Source organism: Micromonospora craniellae (genome assembly GCF_014764405.1).
Classification (GTDB): domain Bacteria; phylum Actinomycetota; class Actinomycetes; order Mycobacteriales; family Micromonosporaceae; genus Micromonospora; species Micromonospora craniellae.
Genome location: NZ_CP061725.1, coordinates 2,241,865 through 2,264,930, shown reverse-complemented (window position 1 = coordinate 2,264,930; position 23,066 = coordinate 2,241,865). Strand labels below are relative to the sequence as shown.

The 23,066-nt window shown below is 66.8% G+C and carries 22 protein-coding genes; 13 read left to right on the top strand and 9 right to left on the bottom strand.

What is annotated here, in order from left to right; translation table 11 throughout:
* The first annotated feature begins 36 nt into the window (after positions 1-36).
* A complete protein-coding gene (locus ID554_RS10020; RefSeq protein WP_117230971.1) occupies positions 37-840 on the top strand; it encodes a TIM barrel protein in 804 nt (267 codons plus the stop codon).
* Here the strand turns inward: ID554_RS10020 and ID554_RS10015 are convergent.
* The 9 genes from ID554_RS10015 to ID554_RS09975 form a co-directional block, all read right to left on the bottom strand.
* Positions 800-1,486 carry a TylF/MycF/NovP-related O-methyltransferase gene (locus ID554_RS10015; RefSeq protein ID WP_158573863.1) on the bottom strand — a complete coding sequence of 229 codons (687 nt, stop codon included), beginning with the start codon at positions 1,484-1,486 and terminating at the stop codon, positions 800-802. The two genes, ID554_RS10020 and ID554_RS10015, sit on opposite strands and share 41 nt — an antisense overlap.
* Positions 1,473-2,729, bottom strand: coding sequence for an aminotransferase class III-fold pyridoxal phosphate-dependent enzyme (locus ID554_RS10010; RefSeq protein WP_158573862.1), 1,257 nt, complete (start codon positions 2,727-2,729; stop codon positions 1,473-1,475). The genes ID554_RS10015 and ID554_RS10010 overlap by 14 nt, the downstream gene beginning before the upstream one ends.
* Positions 2,730-2,746: 17 nt before the next feature.
* Positions 2,747-4,336 (bottom strand): B12-binding domain-containing radical SAM protein, encoded by a 1,590-nt coding sequence (locus ID554_RS10005; RefSeq protein WP_117230968.1) that lies wholly within the window; start codon positions 4,334-4,336, stop codon positions 2,747-2,749.
* Positions 4,337-4,351: 15 nt separating this feature from the next.
* The gene (locus ID554_RS10000; RefSeq protein WP_158573861.1) at positions 4,352-5,242 is read right to left on the bottom strand and encodes an NAD-dependent epimerase/dehydratase family protein; all 891 of its coding nucleotides are present in this window, start codon (positions 5,240-5,242) and stop codon (positions 4,352-4,354) included.
* Between the two features lie 19 nt (positions 5,243-5,261).
* A complete protein-coding gene (locus tag ID554_RS09995; RefSeq protein ID WP_117230966.1) occupies positions 5,262-6,092 on the bottom strand; it encodes a nucleotidyltransferase domain-containing protein in 831 nt (276 codons plus the stop codon).
* Between the two features lie 18 nt (positions 6,093-6,110).
* Positions 6,111-7,427: a serine--tRNA ligase gene (serS, locus tag ID554_RS09990; RefSeq protein WP_158573860.1), complete on the bottom strand. Its 1,317-nt coding sequence runs from the start codon at positions 7,425-7,427 to the stop codon at positions 6,111-6,113.
* A 73-nt stretch (positions 7,428-7,500) separates the two neighbouring features.
* Positions 7,501-8,445, bottom strand: a complete 945-nt coding sequence (locus ID554_RS09985; protein ID WP_158573859.1) for a phytanoyl-CoA dioxygenase family protein — start codon at positions 8,443-8,445, stop codon at positions 7,501-7,503.
* Positions 8,446-9,016: 571 nt separating this feature from the next.
* Positions 9,017-9,892, bottom strand: a complete 876-nt coding sequence (locus ID554_RS09980) for a DMT family transporter (protein ID WP_117230963.1) — start codon at positions 9,890-9,892, stop codon at positions 9,017-9,019.
* 33 nt (positions 9,893-9,925) lie between these two features.
* Positions 9,926-11,263: a tetratricopeptide repeat protein gene (locus tag ID554_RS09975; RefSeq protein WP_147333599.1), complete on the bottom strand. Its 1,338-nt coding sequence runs from the start codon at positions 11,261-11,263 to the stop codon at positions 9,926-9,928.
* A 270-nt stretch (positions 11,264-11,533) separates the two neighbouring features.
* Here ID554_RS09975 and ID554_RS32375 point away from each other — a divergent pair, with 270 nt between their 5' ends.
* The 12 genes from ID554_RS32375 (at position 11,534) to ID554_RS09920 (ending at position 23,060) form a co-directional block, all read left to right on the top strand.
* Complete coding sequence (locus tag ID554_RS32375; protein ID WP_263407329.1) at positions 11,534-11,662, top strand: hypothetical protein; 129 nt, start codon at positions 11,534-11,536, stop codon at positions 11,660-11,662.
* Entirely contained in the window at positions 11,647-14,187 is a 2,541-nt protein-coding gene (locus tag ID554_RS09970) for a sensor histidine kinase (RefSeq protein ID WP_117230961.1), read from the top strand. Before ID554_RS32375 ends, ID554_RS09970 begins: the two co-directional genes overlap by 16 nt.
* Positions 14,187-14,603 carry a roadblock/LC7 domain-containing protein gene (locus ID554_RS09965; protein WP_117231219.1) on the top strand — a complete coding sequence of 139 codons (417 nt, stop codon included), beginning with the start codon at positions 14,187-14,189 and terminating at the stop codon, positions 14,601-14,603. Before ID554_RS09970 ends, ID554_RS09965 begins: the two co-directional genes overlap by 1 nt.
* 23 nt (positions 14,604-14,626) lie before the next feature.
* Positions 14,627-15,193, top strand: a complete 567-nt coding sequence (locus ID554_RS09960; RefSeq protein WP_223884514.1) for a GTP-binding protein — start codon at positions 14,627-14,629, stop codon at positions 15,191-15,193.
* Complete coding sequence (locus ID554_RS09955; RefSeq protein WP_117231220.1) at positions 15,190-16,512, top strand: ABC transporter substrate-binding protein; 1,323 nt, start codon at positions 15,190-15,192, stop codon at positions 16,510-16,512. Before ID554_RS09960 ends, ID554_RS09955 begins: the two co-directional genes overlap by 4 nt.
* Before the next feature lie 13 nt (positions 16,513-16,525).
* On the top strand, positions 16,526-17,341 hold the full coding sequence (locus ID554_RS09950) for a class I SAM-dependent methyltransferase (RefSeq protein ID WP_117231221.1): 816 nt from the start codon (positions 16,526-16,528) through the stop codon (positions 17,339-17,341).
* Positions 17,342-17,372: 31 nt separating this feature from the next.
* Positions 17,373-18,251, top strand: coding sequence for a branched-chain amino acid ABC transporter permease (locus ID554_RS09945; RefSeq protein ID WP_117231222.1), 879 nt, complete (start codon positions 17,373-17,375; stop codon positions 18,249-18,251).
* On the top strand, positions 18,248-19,243 hold the full coding sequence (locus tag ID554_RS09940; protein ID WP_117231223.1) for a branched-chain amino acid ABC transporter permease: 996 nt from the start codon (positions 18,248-18,250) through the stop codon (positions 19,241-19,243). The genes ID554_RS09945 and ID554_RS09940 overlap by 4 nt, the downstream gene beginning before the upstream one ends.
* A complete protein-coding gene (locus ID554_RS09935; RefSeq protein ID WP_117231224.1) occupies positions 19,240-20,781 on the top strand; it encodes an ATP-binding cassette domain-containing protein in 1,542 nt (513 codons plus the stop codon). The genes ID554_RS09940 and ID554_RS09935 overlap by 4 nt, the downstream gene beginning before the upstream one ends.
* A gap of 155 nt (positions 20,782-20,936) precedes the next feature.
* Entirely contained in the window at positions 20,937-21,368 is a 432-nt protein-coding gene (locus ID554_RS09930) for a hypothetical protein (protein ID WP_117231225.1), read from the top strand.
* Between the two features lie 26 nt (positions 21,369-21,394).
* Positions 21,395-22,159 (top strand): class I SAM-dependent methyltransferase, encoded by a 765-nt coding sequence (locus tag ID554_RS09925; RefSeq protein WP_117231226.1) that lies wholly within the window; start codon positions 21,395-21,397, stop codon positions 22,157-22,159.
* A gap of 22 nt (positions 22,160-22,181) precedes the next feature.
* Positions 22,182-23,060 carry a hypothetical protein gene (locus tag ID554_RS09920; protein WP_223884513.1) on the top strand — a complete coding sequence of 293 codons (879 nt, stop codon included), beginning with the start codon at positions 22,182-22,184 and terminating at the stop codon, positions 23,058-23,060.
* Positions 23,061-23,066 lie beyond the last annotated feature (6 nt).

The window sequence follows — 23,066 nt, the reverse complement described above, 5'->3', positions numbered from 1 at the left end:
AGGGGAACCAACCGGCCAGACAACGTTGAGGTCCGAATGCGACTGAGTCTCAATGTGAGTCTATCCTACAACGACGTACCGCTTCTAGAACGGCCTCGCGCGGCTGCCGCTGCAGGGTTTGAGGCAATCGAGATCTGGTGGCCGTTCAGTTGTCCGGACCCGCCTCGCGATGACATCGCAGCGCTTGCTTCCGCGATACGTTCCGCTGGCGTGAAGTTGGCATTATTGAATCTGTACGGTGGCAACCTCGGCGCAGGCGATCGGGGGATATTGTCGCACCCGCGGTCAACGGAGCACTTCTACGCAAACCTGAGTGCGGCGATTCGACTGGCTGAGCAGACCGGGTGCCGCACTCTGAATGCTTTGTACGGAAATCGGAACATGGACAAGACGGAAGGTGCTTCTGACGAATTGGCCCTCCGGCACCTGGCAGCGGCGGCTCGCGCAGCAGCAGATATCGGCGCGTTCGTGGTGGTGGAGAGTCTCAACAGCGTTGAATGTCCCACCTACCCCCTCGTGACACCCGACGCCGTGGCGGCGTTGGTGCAACGAGTGAGGGGCGCATCGGGCGCCGAAATCGGATATCTGTGCGACGTCTACCATCTAGCGTGCATGGGACTCGACCCGGCCAGCATAATTCGCAAATTCGGAGAAATGATCCGACATATTCAGGTAGCAGACTTTCCAGGCCGAGGAATCCCCGGAAGCGGGTCAATTCGGTTCGCAGAGGTGACTGCTGCGCTGAAGGCTGCAGAGTTCACTGGCTTCATCGGCGTCGAGTGCCGAGGTTCAGAGCAGCTCAGTCGGCAGGCCCTGGTTGGCTTGATGAGTCTCGCCTGACGTGTCGGGTTTCATGTGATCGCACGTACGATTCACCCTTGAACCAGTAGAGGGCACCGGCAACTCCGTGCCTATGTGTGATTGGCGCGATGTCATGCTCGACGCAAAAGTCGTAGAAGGCTCGGCGCGCCCCTTCCCACCATGCGAAATCGTCCAGCACGACGACGCCGCCATCTACTACCGAATCATAGAAGCAGTGTAAGGCTGCTTGCACTCCTTCGTAGAAGTCAGCGTCGATATGAAGAAGGGCTACTGCGTTGGGTTTCGGCTGGGTGAAGGTGTCGGCAAACCATCCTTCGCGGATCACGATGTTGTCAGATGCTAGCCCTGCCTCTGCGAGTCGGTTTCGGACCCGGTCTGGCTCGCCGACCAGCTGGCCAGCGAATCGAGTTGCTTCGACGCCGTCGCGAGGCGTGGGATGAGGGAGACCTTGGAAAGAGTCATAGAGCCAGAGCCTTCGTTCATGGCCCCTGATTGCGAGGGCGATCGCCGTAGCGGATCCGCCATTGTAAACACCGCACTCCACCATGTCGCCAGGAAGTTGTCGCGCGCACGCCTGTGCCGCGAGGTGATGGATCAGGGCGAGTCCGTCGATGGAGTTGAGTGCTTCATGGCGCAAGGGCCAGAGTTCTTCAGGTACGTGCACGGGTGCCTCCAGACGTTTCCGCGTAGGGGTTCTGGGAGAAGGCCCTGAGGGCCGTAAGGATGCGTTGAGCCCCTTCGGCTATGTCGTTCTCTGTCATCCCCGCCGTGGTGTAAATCCGTGTCGGAGCCGCGGGTAACACGCCGGCTGCCAGGAGATGCCGTCGCAGCAGGGCAGTGCGGGCGCTGATTGGTCGTCCGATCGGCTTGATCCAGAATGCGGCCGGCAAACCGGTGACGATGACCTTCAGATCTTCGCGTTGGATGTGGTTGTGGATTGAGGTCAGCAAGTCTTTGCCTGCACGGTGCAGGGAGTCCATGGACAGGGCCCCAGGGGCCTGTAGAAGTTCGATGGTGCGGGTAATCGCCGCAGCCGCGAGTGGTGAGCCATTGAGGGTGCCGCCATGCACCACGCGGTGGTCCGCGCAGAGTCGGAAGATGGCATCAGAGGTCAAGACCGCGCTCACCGGCACCGCTCCACCACCAAGCATTTTGCCGAGCAGGGTGATGTCTGGCCTTACCGAGCTGGTCGCTTGCCAACCCCCGAATCCGGCCCGGATTCCAGTGATGATCTCGTCGAAGATCAGAACGGCGTTGTGGCGATTGCAGTGCTGGCGGATCCTTTCAAGGAATCCCGGCGCTGGCGCCACCGCACCAGCGTTGATCGGATAAGGCTCCAACAGGACCGCCGCGACGCTGTCTCCGTAGGCACGGAAGAATGAGTCAACGTCATCGATGTTGTTCCATCGGGCAAGGTAGTTCTGTGTCGTCACCTGCTCGGGTGGCGAGCCCTCGGTGGCCCGAGGGTCGTCTGGGAGGACAGCGGGGTCCGGATAGGTACTTGGCGAGTATGTGCCGCCGAGAAGGGCGTCCAAGTGGCCGTGGTAGTGCTCGTTAAAGCGCATGATCCGGGTTCGGCCGGTTGCGGCGCGAGCAAGTCTGATGGCGAGTTGGACTGCTTCGGTTCCGCTTGTGCAGAAGCGGACCGTGGAGTGGTGGGGGAAGAGGCGGATGAGCGTTGCCGCGGCGTGTTCGATCGCTGCCGACGGCAGGGAACCTGACATGACACGGGCACCGGTTGCGACGGCCACCTCGTACGGACGGCAGCCATGGGGAAACGCTCGCGCCCCGAATGCGGAGAAGAAGTCGAGCATCCGGAGTCCGCTGGTGGTGGTGATCCATGCTCCCTCGCCCCCGGCGACGACGAGGTCGTGCTCGTGGCCTGGGATGCGGAAGTTGTAGTTCACTCCGCCAGCGAGGGAACTCATCCACTGACTTTCAGCTCGGCGATGCGTGCGCGAACGAGGTCGTCAGTGACGTGGGGTTCGCGTTCGGCGAGTCTGGCCCGGACGAAGGCCAGGTACGCCGTGATGACATCACGCTGGGTCTGGGTGCGTGCTGATGAGTAGAGCGCGTCCGTGACGTGGGGGCGTAGGTAGAAGGCGTACTCGATGACGGAGACGAGGTCGTTGAGGGTCTGCTTGTCGATGGCTGTACATACCGAGGGCAGCCCGACAGGCTGGTCGAGACCCCATCGTTGGATGTCCGGGATGACCGTAAGGCCGCTGCTGCCACCGAGGGCTGCCTGCAACTCATCACTGCGCCGCCGCGCACGCATGAACTCTCGGGTTCGGGGGTCGGGAGTCAGAACGTTGCAGCTGATGGCGAACAGCGGCAAGGCGAGGAAGGCGTCCAACTCCGCCAACACGTCGGTCACGGTGTGGTGAGGAAGGCCGATGATGAAGCCGCTGACCGCACCGATGCCCTGCCGGTCCAGCGCCGCAGCCGCTGTACGGTTCTGTTCAACGGTCGTCGCCTTGTTCAGGTAGTCGAGGCTGGACTGCGTCATCGCCTCAAGACCAAGAAAGACTCGCCGACAGCCGGCTTCTGCCATTTTCTCCGCTACATTCTCATCGAGGATTTCGGAACGGGCATAGCAGAACCAGGGAAGCTGCAGCTGGCGGAGGACGGCGAGCAATGCGTCGAAGTCAGGGTGCTGTAGCAGATCGTCGTCGTGAAACTCGATGGAGTCGTATCCGTGGTTTCGCAGCAGCGTCAGATCTTGCGCGATAAGTTCCACCGAGCGTGCCTGCATTCGCCGGTGAATCAGGTAGGTCGAGCAGAACGAGCAGCGGGCGCGGCAACTCTGGGTACAGACATAGATCTGTGGGTTGACGCCGAGCAGTCGGGTGTAGCTCGTGGCGTAGGTGCCTGGGCCGAGGTCGCTGAGCAGGTCGTAGGCGAAGCCCGGCACCGAGGTTGTCTCGATGGAATTGTCCGTGGCCGCTCGGCCGTCGATCCGCGTCTGTCCCAGTTGGCAACAGATGCCCGCCGTCCGCGCTCTGGTGACGAAATCCGGCGTGCCGAGGCTTTCGATAATCGTGACCAGAGCTTCACAGCCTTCGCCGCGAACAATGACGTGGCACGGGAGATCGTCTGGGACGACGGTGACATGGGCTCCGCCGAGGACGATCAATACATCGTCTGCTATGAAACGCCTGCAATAGTCAGCGACGTGATCGATGCTGGAGGTGTAGGTGCTCATCCCGAGGAGGCCTAAGGACGCTGGCCTCAGCCACTCGCGGATGGCGGATTCCATTTCGTCACGCGTTTCGTACGCTTCCTCGTCGAAATAGCGCACCCAACCTCGCAGATGGCGGTTCGGAAAGCGATCCCGCAGCTGTTGAGCTAGGTTCAGTAATCCCAGGGCGGGAAAGTGGGCGCTGAAGAGGGCTTTACTGCGAACCGCCCTCGTGCGCGCCACTTTGCGGAAGCTGAGGTGGGCGAAGGCGATGCGAACCTCACCCTGGCAGTCTTTGGCTCGGGTAGCATGTATTGGGGCGATGTCCCACACGGTGCACTCCCTCCACTATGGCAGGTCACAAGACTTGTAGCCGGCCACGATGCTGGCGAAGGATGGGTCTTGCTGAAGCCCGAGCCGTATCGCGGCCGGGGATTCCCACCGCGACGGCCATGAGCCGACGATGGCGTCAACGTCGCCAGCGACTTCACGTCGAACTTTGATGGGCACCGGTGCCGCGGCGAGGCATTCCTCTGCCATGGCGTCGACGTCTACCCCGACGCCAGGCATGTTGATGACTTTCGGGACCGCTTGCTCTTCCTTGACGATGGCGTCGGCGAGGAGCCGGAGATTCTCGACGGCGGTCTCCACCGAGGTGAGAACGATTCGTCGTCCCGGAGGTACAGGGACGACGATGTCGACCCCGTCGAGGGCGTTCTTCACCATCGTGCTGGCGAAGGCTGATGCTGCACCGCTGGGTGGTCCTGGCCGGACAGCCACGGTCGGTAGGCGAGCGATGTGGCCGCGAACACTGCCGCGGCGTGTGGCGTCGGCAATGAGCAGCTCACTCATTGCCTTGCTTGTGCCGTAGACCGATTGGGGCCGTACGGGCGTGTCGTCGGTGGCATGTTCTTGGTCGAAGACTGCGATGGATGAGGCCATCAGTAGTGCTGGCGGGGCCTTGTCGGCGACGGCGTTGAGCAGGGTGGCCGTTCCGCCGACGTTGACATCGAAGGCGGACGTCGGGTCGCTCTCGCACCTGGCCGAGAGCAGGGACGCTAGGTGTATGACGATGTCGAAGTGCGGCACCATCGTGTGTCGCAGCGTGTGGATATTGCGGATGTCAGCGGTGAGGACACCTGGAAGCGCTTCGGAGTCGATGCCCACGACCTGCCAGTTGTGGCGCCGCAGCTTTATCGCCAGACGCCCGCCCAAGAACCCGCTCGCGCCGGTGATCACAGCGACAGGCTGGGACGAGTCATGCGGCATCGATGCGGCCTTTCGCGGATTCCAGCTGCCACGACTGGTGCCGGGTAGCGTAGTCGCGTTCCATCTGGTGCAAGCGTTGGCAGATCTTGCGTAGCAGAGCCCTATCGATCGTGCTCTGCGGCACGGAGTATCCCCAAGAGCTGCGGCACACCGTGATGGTCTCGCTCAACCATCGTGCTCCACTCACGTCGATGTCGTTGAGTCGTGCGACGACGTGCTCTTTCGTCGCGAGGTGCTCCCAGCCGGTTCTCATCGCGATGATCCCGGCTCCGATCCAGGAGGCAAGCGAGACGACGACCTTGGTCCGGCTGCCGCTCGGGTACCCGAGGAATTCGTCGTCGGGATTGGGTGGCACCGACACAGGCGTCGATTGGAGACGTTCAGGCAGCCCACGAGTTCTGCGGGCGAAGACCCACGGCATGTGTGTCGTTGGAGCGGCGCCGACGGTCAGTCGGCTGGCCAAACGCGTGGCGAGATCAGGGCCAGCGATGTGTTGGCCGTGGTCAACCAGAGGAAAGAGGACCTCGCGCCGTTGAACCCGGGCAAGATCGGTGGTGGCTGAGTGCCCGAGTTCGTCATGCGCGAGGACGGTCAGGTCTAGCTGCGGACCGTCGGGACAGTGTCTTGCGTAGGCCGAGGTTGCGATGCGGTGTGCGGCTCCGGCATCGCCCCGGGTGATGATGACGATGTCCACGTCGCTGGCCTGGTCGGCGTTGCCTCTGGCGTGGCTGCCGATTAGGTAGAGGGCGGTTGGCTCGTGAAGCGCCTTGCTGACCTGTTGGTGGATCGTCCTCAGTGCGGTTGTCGCGAGACGCTCCACGAGTCTCCCTTCATAAGGTCATGCCGGTATGTGTGCCAGCACCAGCTCCGAGGATGGAGTCTTTGCGGAGAGGGTTTCCAGGCCATTGAGATAGGGCCGGAGAGCGGCGGGGATACGGACGGCTCCATCGGGCTGCTGGTGGTGCTCCAGCAGGGGGATGAGGATCCTCGGTGCGGCGACGGCTGTGTTGTTCAAGGTGTATGCGAAGGCGGTTCCTCCGTCGGCTGTCCGGTACTTGATGTTCGACCGGCGCGACTGGAAGTCACCGAAGCTTGAGCACGAGTGCGTTTCCGAGTAGGCGGCCCGGCTGGGCATCCAGGTCTCGACCTCGTACTTGAGCCGTTGTCCTTGCCCCATCTCTCCGGTGCATGCGATTGCCACCCGATAGGGCAGTTCCAGCGCCTTGAGTACTGTCTCAGAATTCTCCAGAAGCGCCAGCTGCTCCCGCCGGGACAACTCGTCGTCAGCCTCGATAATCGATACCTGTTCGACCTTGTCGAACTGATGTACCCGGTAAAGTCCACGGGTGTCGCGGCCATGAGAGCCGGCCTCCCGCCGGAAGCAGGAAGAGACCCCGGCATATCGGATCGGCAGGTCAGAGAGCGCCAGGAGCTCATCACGATGCAGCGACACTAGGGACACTTCGGAGGTGCCGACGAGGTAACGGTCTTCGCGATCCGCCTTATAGGCGTCCTCCACGCCGAGAGGGAAATAGCCAGTCCCGATCATCGCCTCCTCACGGACGAGGACCGGCGGCATCACGGGTCGGAAGTTGCGGATAACAAGCTGATCCATTGCCATGGCGAGCACCGCCCGGACCACAAGGGCACCGTTGCCAGTCAGCGCGATGCTGCGCGAGCCAGCGAACTTTTGGGCCCGGTCGAACTCCACAAGCCCAAGGCGGCGTGCGAGTTCGACATGATCGGCCATGTCCGGGCTCATCTTCCGAGGTTCACCCCAGTGCCGAATTACCTCATTGTCTTCGTCATTGACGCCGACTGGCGCAGTCGGATCAGGGATGCTAGGCGCTCGTAGTGCCAAGTTCTGTAGCTTTTCCTCTGCTTCGCTTAGCTGTGCGGCAAGCCCCTTCGACTCTTCAGAGATCTGCCCGAGCTGATCGCGTAAAGCGGAACGGGTTTCGGCGTCCGCCTCCCGAAATCGATTAGACAGACTCTTCTGGCGGGCGCGGGTTTGGTCCACAAGACCGACAATCCTGCGCCTTTCCGCGAAAGCCTCTGACAACTGATTTGCATCGAAATCCAAGCGCTTCAGTTCTGCTGCGCGGCCGAGTTGCGCGACGAATGCTGGATCCCGCAATAGCTGGACATTGATCACGAACGGCAATTTTACCGTACGGGTCCCCGCCACCGAAGGCCGCCGCGTGGGCGGCAGCTCCGTCTGGGCAGCGTCAGAGATCATCAGGTGTCTCGCGCAACGCTTCGCGGAGCTGGCGGAGGGCTGCACGCTCGTCATGTCCCCACAGACGGACCGCTGCCGTGATTTTGGTCCTCAGCGCGTACGGGAGAGCGCCAACGCCTGGCGCACGGCCGGGATCAGGCCACATCCGCAGGTGAGGGACGCTCTGCTCTTCGTAGCCTTTCCACTCGTACGGGTCGGCACCCAGCACGGGAAACACGTCCCGATAGTCCCCACGGCCACCCTGCCAGGGTAGGAGGGAGAAGGAGTTCATGTAGTGGTAGGTGAGCGCACGTCTCTTGCCAAGGGATTCATTACGACTCGAACCGTGCAGGAGGTAGCCGTGAAAGAAGATCGCCGATCCCGCTGCCATCTCGACCGTCCGCGCGCGTTCCTCATCGAATCCGTAGGACTCGGTCGTAAAGTCGTATTCATCCGGCCGGTGGTGCTCACGTACTGGATATAGGTAGCCCGACCGATGGCTTCCCGGAACCACCTTGAGGCACCCGTTCTCTGCCGTTGCGTCATCGAGTGCAATCCACACCGCGACAAGGCTTCGATCTCTTGTCGGTATGGGCCCCTCATCTTGATGCCACGGATTTCCAGGAAACCCCGGAGGCTTTACGAAGAGTTGAGATTGAAGGCATTTGACCTGCGGGCCTACGAGCTCCACAAGATGCCTCAAGATCGACGGATGCTCGGCAAGCGAGCGGAATATTTCACTGATCTTGTGTACATGATGAACGCAAAGAACCTGGTCAAGGAGCCGGTTTGAGTCTCTGACCCTTTCCGGTCCGGGCAACCCCAGTATTGAACGGTTCTCGTCAAGGACACGGGGAATGGCATCCCTGATAATCACAATCTCGGCCGGGGCGAACAGCTCCGGAAATACGACGTACCCGTCACGCTCGAACTGAGCCAAAGCATCAGGGGTCACGGCCTCTCCAATCCCGACCTATCGCGGGTTTCGAGCCCATTTGCAGTTCGCGAGCCATCTGGTTGAGTCATGGGCTCTGATCCAGCAGTCAAGCAATGACTGCCAATGCTGGCAAGACCAGCGACCGGATTTAGGCAAAGTGCCGACAGTCGATTGACCTGGAGTCGGTCGCATGGTATCGATAGCATGGCGCATGGCCCTTCGAGGATCCCGCCCCTCGTTGCCGAAAGAAGTCCGTTTGACTGACTCGATACCGACGGGCCGGTGCTCGAACCTAAGCGGTGTCCGCGGGTATTGCCGCGTCGGACTGGGCTTCTCACGCTTACGTCTGAAGCGGCCATAGAAGCAAAATCACCTCCTGCTTTGGTCGAGGCAGTCCGAGCGCCGGGCGGCTCTGTCATCGTCAGCAGTCGGGACGGCGGGTCGCAGTAACTGGACAGAGAAGGCGTAGAGGTCGCAACGAGGAGTCATCATCATGATGGGCCGAGGGGCGGTAGGCCGACCCCGGTATGCGTTCCGTAGCTTTCGGCGGGACTCCACGGATGGCGTGGAGTTGTGGTGGCACTGGTCGCTACGCGGGTGACGGCTCCGCGCGTTGAGCTGCAAGAAGGCAGCCTGCCACAATCGCGCCCAAGCCAACGACTGCCGTGAACGTGAGTTGCTCGCGGAGAAACGCAACGCCGAACACGACGGCGAACGCGGGTGAGAGGTAGAACGCCAGCGCCGCTCGGGCTGGCCCAGTACGCGCGATCAGGGTGTAGAAGAGCACGAGGGTCATGCCGGTGCAGACGACACCGAGGAAGACCATCGCTGCCAGCACACCAGCGCCGGGAAGCTGATCGGGCAGAGTCAAGGCAGCTGGTGTGATCATCGTGGCGCTCGTGACGAGCATTGCCGAGGTGGCTACGCCGAGGGGTGGGGCGGTGGCGTGGCGTCGATGGATCATGATTGCGCCGGCGGCGTAGCACAGCGCGGCGACCAGCACGAGTGCGCCACCGAGAAGGACCAATCGGCCGCCGCGGAGGTCGACACCGAAGAGCAGAGTGAGTCCGACAAACCCGACGGCGATACCGATGACGCCCCGCCAGCCCTGGGGCCGCTCGTCAGGGGCATAGCGATAGGCGAGCATCGCGACGAACAGGGGTTGCGCCCCAATCAGGATGCCTGCGATTCCCGCTGGAACGTACCGCTGCCCATAGGTCAGCAGCAGCAACGGGACGGTCGACTGCACCAGGACGGTCTCGATGATCGCCCGTGGCCGCTGCCAAAGATCCGGCAGCGCGTTACGGCGGATGGCGAGCGGAACCAAGAGGATGCAGGCAAACAGGACCCGCCCGAGGACAACGACGGTGGGTGACAGGTCACGCAGTGCGACCTCGATCAGGGGATAGACCGCACCCCACAAGCCGGCAAGGACGATGAGTTCGAACCAGGCCCTTCGGTTCACCGGTCACTCGCATGAAAGGCCGTCAGCACGCCTCTAGTTAAGCAGCACCTGACGGTAGAGGCTCTGGACGCCGTTGACGTTGGTCCACGGCAAGAGGTCAACCAGCAGCTCGCGTAGGCGCTTGCGGTTGCGCTCAGAACCGGTACGCCTGGCAAGGGTGTCAGCTTGCCTCGCCATCTCGCAGGCTTGCTCAACCTGGCCCATCTGCACATACGCGACGGCGAGATCGATCAGAGTTCCGGATCGTTCCCGGACGAAGGTGGGCGGCAAGAGCGTGAGCGCCTCGTACAGCGCCTGAGTCGCGTCGCGAGGTTGGCGAAGGCGGATCAGGCACCTGCCCTTCAGCCGTGCCGCATGACAGTCGGCGTTGTAGAAGCCCAACCACGCCGGGGCACTGTTCGCGTCGACACCATCGAAGACCCTCTCGGCCCGGGCCAACGCGACGAGGCCTGGCTGCGGCTGGCCGAGGAGCCCGTAAGCCTCGCCGGTGGCTTCGTGCAGCCACGATCTGACGGCCGGAGGGTTACCGCGTCCGGCCAAGCCCTGAGCGGTCTCGAGCAGACGGAGGGCTGCCTTACCGTCTCCGGCATGGAGGTGGATATAGCTCATAACACCGAGGCTGTACGCGTGCAACGCCCGGTCGTTGCTCTTATCAGCCAGCGACGCGGCCAACCGGCAGTAGCCTTCGGCCTGGTCGTACCTCTGCGCATCAATCGCGAGCCAGCCGGCTAACTGGGCGGCGTCCGCGGCGGCGCGCAGCAACCGTCGGTGGGTCGTGCTGGTGGTCGTCCGATTGCTGGTCTCCAGCATCCGGCGTAGGTGAGCTGCGACGTCCGCACTCACGCGGCCTGACCCCTCCCGATAGTCAATAGCCCGGTACGTACTCGTCACGAGCTCGAAGTCATCGACGACTCGTTCGGTAACTCGACTCAGGACCGTCCCAGCAGGCGGAAGCACGCTAGGTCTGGTCTCTTCAACAAAGCCGCTCATGTAAGCGTCTGATTCGGTTGGGCGTACGGCCGTCGTGTCCAAGTGGCTGTAGTCCTCGCCGCCGAGTAGTTCGCCTGCAGCGCACCGGTACAGAAACGCGAGCTTGTTCAGCGTGTCCAGCGACGGCGTCCGGCCCGCCGCACCCGGCCAGATCTCCCAGTAGGAGACCTGCTTTGCGGTTTTTGGGGCGTCGGCGTCGGGCCACTGCTCGTTCCAACGCTGTGCTACGTCTGCCTGCGTCAAGCCATGAGCCAGCCTGAAGGCAACGCGTGGGTTGAAGCCATACCGCCGCTGCCAGTGTGAGGCGATCTGTCGATAGGTCCATCCACTGACACGCAGCTCGTCGGCCTCACGTTCGTAGCTACGCGCACTCCTCGCCATCCCGCCTCCCTAGTGCGCCGTACACGCATTGACAGCACCCTAGCGATCGCCGTCGCTATTAAGGAACTCGATCAGGCAGTACTCCCCGTTTTCTGGGGAGTACTGCCTGGATTCGTACCCCACCAGCGGGGGTCGATCTTTCCGTCTCCGGATACGACCCTCGATCGCGGCGCGGATCACCTACCCAACCGCCTCGAGTAGCGCCATGGAAATCGACGACGCATTGCGATCCGCCCAGCAGTGAAGCCAACTTATCGAGGAAGGTTTGCCGTGTTCGTTGCCAGGAGAGTCACGCTGCTGCTCATCACGCCGCTGGCGATCCCGATGGTTCTCACGCCGCAGATGCTGGCGTCGACCGGTGCCAGAAACGTCTCCCTAGTGGCATGGGAGTCGATGTGACGACACCCGATGGCGGTGTGGCGCGGGCACGGCAGGTACGGCTGGGCCGCCGGTTGGCGGACCTCTCGGTGCGGTCCAAGGCCGCGTTGATCGTGGTGCCGACGGCGTTGGTGGCTGTGATGTCGGCGGGGTTTGGCCTGGGGTCGTCGATGGGGACGGCGAGGGCTGCTGAGCGGGCCGGGGACATGTTCGCCACGAGTTCGGCCGCGGGCGAGGTGACACAGCGGTTGCAGGCAGAGCGGACAGCCGCGGTGGGGCTGTTGCTGCCGGGGGCCCGGGTGACGCCGGCGGATTTCGAGCGGGCGGTGCAGGACTCGGACAGGGCGGTTTCTCGGTTTCGGGTTTTGCGGGGGGAGTTGGCGGGGCCGCCGGAGGGCGTGCGTGCCGTTTTGGCGCGGGCTGAGGCCGGGTTGGTGGATGTGCAGGCGCAGCGGCAGCGGGTGCGTGGGGACAGTCCGGTGGCGATGTCGGCGGTGGCTTTCGGCTATCGGGGCGTGATCGCCGACTTGGATGACCTGCTGCTTGCGGTGGCGCAGAGTGGCGTCACGCCGGAGTTGGCGGATGAGATGCGGGCATCGGCGGCGTTGTCGCGGGCTCGTGAGTCGGTGGGTCAGCAGCAGGTGGCGGTGTTGCAGGCGTTGGCGGCGCGGCGGCTGACGCCGGCGTTGCATGCCGAGATCGTGGCCGCGCGTGCGGGGCAGGACGAGGCGCTACGCGAGTTCGACGCGTTGGCGCGGACCTCGTGGCAGGCGCGGTTAGGACGGACGCTGACCGGCGAGGACGTGCTGACTGCGACGCGGCTGGACGGCGTGGTGTCCGGTACGGGGGTATATGAGCCGGTACGGCTGCCGGGCGGCGCCGAGCAGTGGGGCCGGGTGATGACCACCCGGGCGGGTCTGCTGGCACAGGTGCAGGAGACGGTGAACGCCGATATCGCAGCTGCTGCCGGCGCCTTGTGGATGGCGCAGGTCCGAGCGGCGGTGGTCCAGGCCGTACTGCTGCTGGGGGTATTGCTGGTCGCGGTGGTGACGGCGGTGCGGGTCGCCCGGTCGCTGGTGGCCCAGTTGTCGTCGCTGGAGCAGGGCGCCAGGCGGGTCACGGATGTCGAGTTGCCCGCGCTGGTGCAGCGGTTGCGTGCTACGTCGGATCCGGCGGCGGCGCACCATCTGGCCGCGAGTGCCGGCGGTGTGGCAGTGCCGGTCGTCGGCCGGGACGAGGTCGGGCAGGTCGCGGATGCCTTCAATGTGGTACTGCGCTCGGCCGTGGACGCGGCGGTAGGTCAGGCGCGCAGCCGCGCCCTCGTCAGCGCCATGATCACCTCCGTTGGGCGGCGGGTGCAGACGTTGACCGATCAGTTACTGGGCAGCATCGATCTGCTGGAGCGAGACGAGGAGGATCCGGACCGGCTGGCGAAGGTGTTCACCGCGGACCAGCAGGCGACCCGGCTGCGTCGATATGGGGCGAACCTGCTGATCGTGGCCGGCGGTGGCCCTGGACAATCGCAGCGCGCGCCGGTGGTGCTGGCTGATCTGGTCAACGCGGCGTTGTCGGAGACCGAGGGGTTCGCCCGGATCAGGGTGGGGCGGCTGGTCGAGGTGGAGATCGACGCTCGTGCGGTGGATGCGGTCAAGTCGATCCTGGCGGAGTTGTTGGACAACGCGACCCGGTTCTCCGCCGGTGAGGTGCAGGTGTTCGGGGTGTGGGCCGGACACGATGTGCAGATCCTCGTCGTCGATACCGGCCTGGGGTTGCTGCCGGAGCAGTTCGCGCGCGCCAACACGTTGTTGGCGAGTCCGGAGGTGGAGGTCGCGGTCACCGACCAGATGGGGTTGGTGGTGGTCTCCCGCCTGGCGCGCGAGTTCGGGGTGCGGGCACGGCTGAACGCGACCCGACCCACTGGTGTGACCGCTGAGGTCGTGGTGCCTGCGGAGTATGTGACGCGGGTGCGGGTGCGGGAGATCGTGGTGCCGGGCCAGGCTCCCCGTCCGGCCGGACCTGATCCGGTATCGGCGCCGCCGGCTGTCTCGTCGATGCCTCGGACCGGCACCGGTTGGGCGGGCCCGAGCGCACCAGCGCCGGTGGTGCCGCCGCGGGCGCGGCCGGTGCCGTCCGACGCGACGATGGAACTGCCGGCGGTGCCTCGTCAGCGCGGGCCTCTGCCGCTGCCGCCAGGGGCGGCGGAGCCGGGTGAGCCGCCGATGTTCCGGCAGCTCTCGGCTCAGTCGCCGTGGCTGTGGCCGGTTCGCGGCGACGGCACTGGTGACGGCGGGTTCCACACCGGTGCGGACGCGGGGTGGCAGGCGGCGGCGTCGGCCGCCGACCCGTCCACCGATGGGCGGACCGCGTCGGGTCTTCCTCGGCGACGTCCGCAGGCGCATGTGGTGCCGGGCGGGTCACCGACGCCCCGCCCGTCTGCTGGGGCTGCTCCACCGATAGATCCGGCGGCGATTCGGGCTCAGGTCGCCGGCACGATGCGCGGCCTGAAAGCCGCGTTGACTCCTCCCCTTTCGACAGGAGAACGCTGATGAGCGTCATCACCTCTACCGCGAATGCCCGCAATCCCCAGCTCTCGGTCGTGTTGGATGGCATGGCCCGGCAGATGCCCGACGTGGCGCACGTCGTGGCGGTGTCCGGTGACGGTCTGCTGCTGGCCAGCACCGCCACGTTGGACGGCGACCGGGGTGATCAGCTCGCGGCGATCGTGTCTGGTCTGGTCAGCCTGGCGCGCGGCACCGCCGACCTGTTGGAGACCGGTGGCGTGCAGTTCCAGATGCTGATGATGCACGACGGCATCTTGGTGGTGCAGCAGGTGTCGGACGGGTCATCGTTGGCGGCCCTGGCCCGTGCCGACTGCGATCCGGCCGCCGTGGCCTACGAGCTGGCGGCGTTGGCGGCGCGTATCGGTGAGGCGGTCAAGCCAGGCCCCCGCACGACCGGCTGACCGCGTGCACACCGATGTCGACCATGGAATCAGAGCCTCGCATGCTCGGCCAGCGCCCCTCGGTGGCCAAGGTGCTGGTGGCCGGAGGACCGGGGGTGGGCAAGACCTGCTTCCTACGGGCCGCCTGCCACGGCCAGGCGGTGCTGGCGGGTCGGCCCGGCAGCGTATGGGAGATCGGCTTCGCCACGCTGCCCGGCGGTATCACCGTCGCGCTGCGGACCACCCCCGACCAGCGGCGCTGGTGGTGGATGTGGAACCACCTCGCCGTCGGCGCGCGCGGGGCGGTGGTGCTGGTCGACACCAGCCGGTTGGCCATGTCGTACCCGGTCCTGGACTACCTCGACGCGTGTCGGCTGCCGTACCTGGTGGCGATCAACCGGCCGCTCGGCGGTGCCCGTAACCGCCACGAGATCCGCGACGCCCTGCGGGTCACCGCGCAGGTCCCGGTGCTGACCTGCGACGCCACAGAACCCGAATCCGTGCTGGCCGTGCTGCGTCACCTCGTCACGCCCGAGCCCACCGATCACCCGCCGCAACACCGACCTCTCTCCCTTCCCGGTCAACGTTCGAAAGGACCCCTCATCCCGTGATTCCTCCACTACCCGCCCGCCGGTCCCGATGGCGGCTGACCATCGCCGCTGCTGTGGCCGTCGTGCTGCTCGCCGTCTCCGGATGCTCCGGGTCCAGCCTCGGCGACCCGGACAGCGGCGGCGACGAGATCCGCATCGGTCTGATCGTGCCGAAGTCCGGCCCCTACAAGGCCATCGGCGACGACCAGGCCGCCGGCTGGCGCCTGGCCCTGGACAAGCTCGGCGGCCGGCTCGGGGGCCGTCCCGTGAAGGTGATCGAGGCCGACGAGGGCGACGGCAAGGCCACCGCCCTGGCCTCGGCGCGCAAGCTGATCGAGCAGGACAAGGTCCTCGCCCTGGTCGGCGGGGCGACCGCCGACACGGTCCAGACCCTCTACCCGCTGCTCGACGAGACCAAGGTGCCGCTGATTGGTATCGGTGGCCGGCCCTCCACCGTCGACGACCCGACCTACCTGTGGTCGACGTCGTGGTTGAGTCAGGAGACCGGGGCGTCGATCGCCCACTACCTGCGTGAGAAGGTGCGCGATGGTCGGGTGTGGGTGATCGGCCCGGACTACATCGGCGGCCACGACCAGATCAACGGGTTCGTCGACGCGTTCCGCAAAGCCGGCGGTCAGCTCGCCAACCCCGGCGGGAAACCGACCTGGACGCCGTGGGCGCCGGCCCCGACCACCGAGTTCTCCCCGTACCTCACGCAGATCAAGGGTTCCAGCGCGGCGGCGGTGTACACCTTCTACGCCGGTGCCAGCGCGGTCGAGTTCGTCAAGCAGTACCGCCAGTACGGCGTCACCATCCCGCTGTACGCCTCCGGGTTCCTCACCGAGGGCGCCCCACTGGCGGCCTTGGGGGAGCAGGCCAAGGGCATCTACACCGCCCTGAACTACTCCACCACCCTCGACAACGCGGCCAACCGGGACTTCGTGCGCCGCTACACGGCGGCCAACGACGGGAAGCTACCGAACATCTACCACGTGTGCGCCTGGGACGCCGCGCTCGTACTGGACAAGGCCATCGCCGAAGCGATCACCCAACCCGACGCCGCACCCGCGGCCACGACGCCGGCTGCCGTGGGCAACCCGCAGGCGAGCAGCGCGCCACCGTCACCAGATGCCCCGAGCGGTGTCGCGGGTGAACTGACGTCGCAGTCGTTGACGGCGGCCTTATCGCGGGTCGGAGCCATCGACTCGCCACGCGGGAGCTGGCAGTTCGGGCCGGCGAACCACACCCCCGTGCAGGCGTACTACCTGCGCGAGGTCGCCCAGGACGGGCAGGTGTGGGTCAACCGCACCGTGCAGACCCTGACCACCCTCGGCTCCTGAACGGAGATCCATCATGACCACGACCACCGCCGACGGGCAGTCCGCCGGGTACATGTTCGACAACGCCACCGACGAGGCCGCCCACCAGTTGCGTCATCTGGGTGAGGTCCTCGACCCGGGCACCCGCCGGACCCTGTTCGAGCTGGGCATCGGACCGGGCTGGAAGGTCACCGACGTCGGGGCCGGGGCGGGCACGCTGACCGCCTGGCTGGCCGACCAGGTCGCCCCGGGTGGGCACGTGACCGCCGTGGACCTCGACCCCCGCCACATCACCGCCGGCTCGACCGTGACCGTGCGGGCCGGCGACATCCGGCAGATGAAGTTGGAGGGGGCGCAGCAGGCGATCGTGGCCCGTCTGGTGTTGATGCACCTGCCCGAACGCGACCAGGTCCTCACCCAGCTGATGGCGGCGTTGGCGCCGGGTGGGGTGTTGGTGGTGGCGGACTGGGACTGCACCTGGCGCGACATGATCCGCGCCAGCCCCAGCACCCGCGCCACCGCCCTGATCGAACGCTTCCAGGACGCTCTGCTGGCCTTCGGTGAGTCGCGGGGCGCGGACATGGGGTGGGCGAAGCGGGCGCCGGAGGCGATGCGGCGCGCCGGTCTGGTCGACGTGGACAGCCGTATCGAGTCCCGGTTGTGGCGCGGCGGCACGGGTATCTGCCTGCTGCACCGCTCCAACTCGATCCAACGCGAGCCGGAACTGCTCGCCGCCGGCATGACCTTGGAGGATCTGGCCGAGTTGCGGGAGGTGTTGATGGACCCGGAGCTGATGCTGTCGGGCTACCTGATGCACACCACCACCGGCCGCCGCCCCATCCCCGCCTGACCGATTCCCGAGACTAAGGAAGGAGGGTGTCGTGGGCTGGGACGGGTTCGTCACCGCGTACACGATCACCGCACTGGACGGGGTCGCCTACGGGCTGCTGCTGTTCGTCATCGCGGCCGGCCTGACGTTGATCTTCGGCGTGGCCGGGGTGTTCTCCATGGCCCACGGCACCCTCTACCTCGCCGGCGCCTACCTCGCCTGGCACCTCGCCGACGACGCCTGGACCGGCCTCACTCTCGCCCTCGGCGTCGCCGTGGCGGTGGGCGCACTCGGGGGTGCGGGCCTCGCCGCCGCCGTACGCCCCCTGGCGGACCGGCCACTGGATCAGGTGCTGGCCACCCTCGGTATCGCCTACATCGCCGCCGATCAGTTCAGCCTCGTCTTCGGTGCCGAACCCCGCTCGGTCGACCCACCCCGGGCGGTCGCCGGGTCGGTCAGCCTCGGCGACTACCAGTACCCGGTCTACCGGCTGGGCTTCATCGCTGTCGGCGTGCTGCTCGTGCTGGGGCTGTTCTGGCTCGTCGAACGCTCCCGCACCGGCGCGGTCGTCCGCGCGGTGGTCGCCGACCCCGGTATGGCGGCCGCCACCGGCCTTCGCACCGGCACGGTTCGCACCGGCGTGCTGATCGGCGGGGGAGTCCTCGCGGTCACCGCCGGGGTCCTCGGGGCCCCGGTCATCGGCCCGGCACCAGGGGTGGACACCACGATCCTGGTGTACTCGCTGATCGTCTGCGTCGTCGGTGGACTCGGCAGCATCCGCGGCGCACTCCTGGCCGCTCTCGGCGTCGGGCAGGCCCTCACTCTCGGCGTCGCCCTCGCCCCCGGCGCCGCCAGCTTCGTCCTCGCTGTCGCCATGCTGTCCGCGCTCACCGTCCGGCAGCGCACCGCACTTGCGGGACGGCCCGCATGATCACCACCCTGACCCCGAGCTCCGGCGCGACCGTCGAACCGGTGGCGCCTTGCCGTGAGGTCGTGCCGGCGTGGCTGTGGCCGGCGGCGGGAGCCGGTGCTCTGGCGGCGGCGGTCGCGATGCCGTGGCTGGTCAACGGATATTTCATCTCACTCGCCGCCACCGCGTTGGTCATGGCCGTCCTCGCCATGAGCGCCCAGGTCCTCGTCGGGCTGGCCGGGCTGCCGCCGCTGGGCCAAGCCGCCCACCTCACCGTCGGCGCCTACACCGCTGCCACGATCGCCACGCTGACCAGCCTCGGCCCGGTGCAACTGGTCGCGGCTGCCGCCGCCGGGGCCGTCGCCGCCGCGCTCACCGGCCTGCTCGCCGTGCGGGCCCGAGGCACCACATTCCTCATGGTCACCTTCGGCGTGGGTGAGCTGGTGCACGCTGGCGCCTCCCGGTGGGCACCGGGTGGCAGCGAAGGCGTGCACACCCCACCCGTCGTGGCGCTACCCGGCCTCCCGGCGATGACCCGACCCGGCTGGATCTACCTGTACGTACTCGCCTGCACGCTGCTCATCGGTGCTGCCGTGGCGGTGCTCGTCCGGACCCGCTTCGCCCTGCTGCTACGCGGCATCGCCGCCCACGAACCCCGCGTACAGGCCGCCGGGCACCATCCCCGCCGACTGCTCCTGGCCGCCTACACCTTCGCCGGTGGCATCGCGGGTGCGGCTGGCGCCCTGTCGATCGCGGTCACCCGGTATGTCTCACCCGCCGACGCCGCCATGGCCATCTCCGCCCTCGCCCTGGCCGCCGCGCTCATCGGCTCCGGCAGCATGACCGGCGCCTGCGCCGGCGCCATCCTCCTCGTCGCCGCCCGCGACTGGGCCGGCGGCCTACTCGCCGGCCACGGACCCACCCTGCTCGGCCTGTGCTTCCTCCTCCTGGCCTACCTGCCCCGGCACCGGCTCGCCGAACTCACGATCCGACTCCTGCGGAGGCGGGCATGACCACACCACTACAGCACCCAACGCCGAACGCGAGCGATCCGCTGCTGCGGTTGGAGGCCGTCTCGCGCACCTACGGTGCCCGCCGCGCCGTCGACGAGGTCAGCCTCGACCTGCACCCCGGTACCCGGCACGCGGTCATCGGCCCCAACGGCGCCGGCAAGTCCACACTGCTGCACCTCATCGCCGGCACCCTGCGCCCCACCGCGGGGCGTATCCGCTACGGCGGACGCGACATCCACCGCTGGCCGCCGTACCGCCGTGCCCGCGCCGGTATCGCCCGCACCTGGCAACACCCCGCCCTCGCCCTGCCTCTCACCGCTGTGCAGAACGTGCTGCTCGCTGTGCCCGGCCAGCGCCTGGCCGCCCTACGCACCGGTCCTCGGGCGGTGGCCGCCGCGCACGAGGCCCTAGCCCAGGTCGGCCTCGGCGACCACGCCGACCTGCCCGCCGCGCAGCTCGCCTACGGCGACCAACGCCGCCTGGAGATCGCCGTCGCCCTCGCCGCCCGGCCCCGGCTGCTGCTGCTCGACGAACCGTCCGCCGGCCTCACCGGGTCCGAGGTCGCTGGATTGATCGAGTTGATCCGTGCCCTGCCGGATCAGATCAGTGTCCTGCTGGTCGACCACAACCTCGACTTCGTCGCCGCCGCCTGCGACACCGTCACCGTCCTGCACCACGGCCGACACATCACCACCGGCACCCCCACCGACATCCGCGACCACCTCGAAGTACGCCGCGTCTACCTCGGCACCGACCCCACCACCAGCCCACCACCGGACACCGACACCACCAGCGCCACCCACGCCGCAGGCACACCCGTCCTGCGCGTACGCGACCTGCGTGCCTTCTACACCGGCGCGCCTGTGCTCACCGACATCACCCTCGACATCCGTGCCGGTCGGGTGACCGCAGTCGTCGGCCGTAACGGCACCGGCAAAACCACCCTGATCAACACCATCGCCGGCCTCCACCCCGCCGCGGTCGGCACCGATATCCGCCTACACGGACAGCCGATGGCGGGGCTCGACGCCCGTCGGCGTGCCCGCGCCGGCCTCGGCCTCGTCCCCCAGGGCCGCCGCCTGTTCGCCGGACTGACTGTCGACGAACACCTCGCCCTACCTCAAGCGCGCGCCACCCGACCCAGGGCGGTCAGCCCCCGCGAGGTACTCGACCTGTTCCCCGCCCTCGCCGACCGGCGCCACCACCGACCCCACCAACTCTCCGGAGGCGAACAGCAGATGCTCGCCCTGGCCCGCGCGCTGCTCGCGGCCCCCGACGTGCTGCTGCTCGACGAGCCCTCCGAAGGACTCGCCCCCGCCATCGTCAGCCACGTCGCGGCGATCATCACCGGCCTCGCCCACCGTGGCACCGCCGTTCTGCTCGCCGAGCAGAACCTTCCCCTCGCCCTCCAGGTCGCCCACGACATCGCCGTTCTCGACCGCGCCCGCATCGCCCGGCACATCACCACCGCCGACCTGCGCGAGAGCCCCAAACAGGTACACGACCTGCTCACCATCCCGACCACCGCCACCGCATGAACTCAGCCCGTGATCCCCACCCCAGCGGCGAGGCGACATCCCTGCCTCGACCGTGGTTCACCCGGCCCGTCGGCTCGACTGCTCCCAGGAGCCCGACCGGGCCTGGTGGACACCACCGTCCGCCCACCAGCCTCCGGCACGGCGGACGGCACGGGGTGGTTGGCGACGAAGACCCGAACACCGTCGCCAACCACCCCACCCACCACCACGCGCGGTGCGGTGACCTGATGGCCGAGGACGACACCAGCCTGTGGCTGCTCACCGACCTCGCCCGCTGCACCACCTGCTGGCAACTCCTCCAGCCCTACGCGCCCACCCCGCGCCGCCGCTTCTACGTCTGCTTCTGCCTCACCCTGCACCCCGCCGAACACCTAGAAGCCCTCGTGGTCGGCTCCGCCGCCGCCCACGACCGCCGCACCTCGACAGCCCGACCACTGATCACCTACCAACGCTGGCACCAATCCACCCGCACCGAACTCCGCCAGCACCTGACCCGCCTCATCGACCAAACCCTCGTCCACCACCCCGACCGCATCGAGCTGCACTGGCATCCTCACGTATCCATCCGCCCGCTCCACCAGCCCTGACCCGACACGGACACCCGGAGAAACCCATGACCACCACGTCGCTGTTCACACGCCCGGGACCGGCGCACCAGCTTCTCGACTCGATCATCGGCAACCACCTGGACCGGTTGAAGATCAAACCCGGTCAGGTGGTGTTGGAGGTCGGCGCCGGCCCCGGTGAGATCACTGCCCGCCTCGCCGCACTCGTCGGCCGGGACGGATCCGTCACCGCCGTCACCGCCGACACCCGCCAGCTCGCCCCCACCAGCGTCATCGACATCTACCGGCGCGACCTCGACTGCGACCTGCTGCCCGGCACGACCGACAGCTACCACCTCATCGTGGCCCGCTGGCCGCACGGTCCGCTGCGCGACCCGGTCGACGTGGTGCAGCAGATGATCGCTCGACTACGGCCCGGCGGCACGCTCGCGCTGGCCTTCATCACGCCCACCACGCCACGCATCTACCGGGCACCTGACGCCGAGGACGCCCGCCTGATCGGCACCGTCATGCACCACGCGCGCAGGGTCCTCGTCGGCCCGGACGGGTCGGCGACCTGGACCCGCGACATCGACACCCTGCTGCTGGACAACGGAATGGCGGGGCACTGCACGCACACCGGCACCGAGACGTGGACCGGCGGAGGCCCCGGATGCCGTCTCCTCGCGGACATCGTCACGCACCTGCGCCCCACCCTGACCGAGATCACCGGCCGCGACATCGACCGGTTCGGGGCGCTCATGGCCGATCCCCGCGTGCTCTTGGCCTCCTACGAACGCCAGGTCATCCACGCCCGCAAACCCGTCTGCTGAAGGCACCGTGAACCTCACTCCCATGGCTCGCCTCCTGTGCACCTCGCTGGTCGGCGGCACGCTCGTCCTGCTCGCCGCGTGCCAGACCGACACCGGACCCGCTGGCCCGCGACCGGACACGACCGGCGGCACCCCGGCCACCGTGACACCGCCGGCCAGCACACCTGCCCGAACCCCCACCGATACCGGACTCACCGCACCACAGCGACTGACCCTGCTCGCCGACACCCTGGTCAGCACACCGGACGACAGCGCCACCACGGTGCTGCCCTACGAATACCTACACACCCGCAACTGGAACCGCGCGACCAACGCGATCGTCCGCACCGACACCCAACGCTGGCGACACGCGGACGGCTCCGGCCGCGAGGTCACCCGCCGGGCACCGGACCTGCAAGGCGTCCACCACCAGCCCACCCGCGACGAGCAGGAACTGTTCGACGCCGCCGAGCCGACAACCATCCGCTACCGGCCGGGAGAACTGGCAACTCACCTACCCGACGTGTTCCCCTCCGACACGGACACGCTGATCGCGCGGCTGGTGCCGCCCGAGCTGGCCGCCGAACCCACCTATCCGAGGCTGCTCGTCGACCGTGTCGTCGCAATGGCCTCGCACCACCACCTCGACCCACAGCAGCGCGCGGCGACCCTACAGGTCCTGGCGGCAGTACCCGGCATCACCTATCAAGGTCTGACGACCGACCTCGCCGGACGCACGGGAATGTCGTTCCACGTCGTCGCCGAGCAGTCCACCTCATCGCTGGTCATCGACCCGACCAACGGCCAGGTGCTGTCCGCCGAGGAACGAGTCGACAGCCTCCGGCCCGGCCTGTTCACCTACGTCCTCATCGTCGCGCGAGGTCGCGCCGGCACTGACCGTGACCCGGCTTCCCATTCATGATCGAAC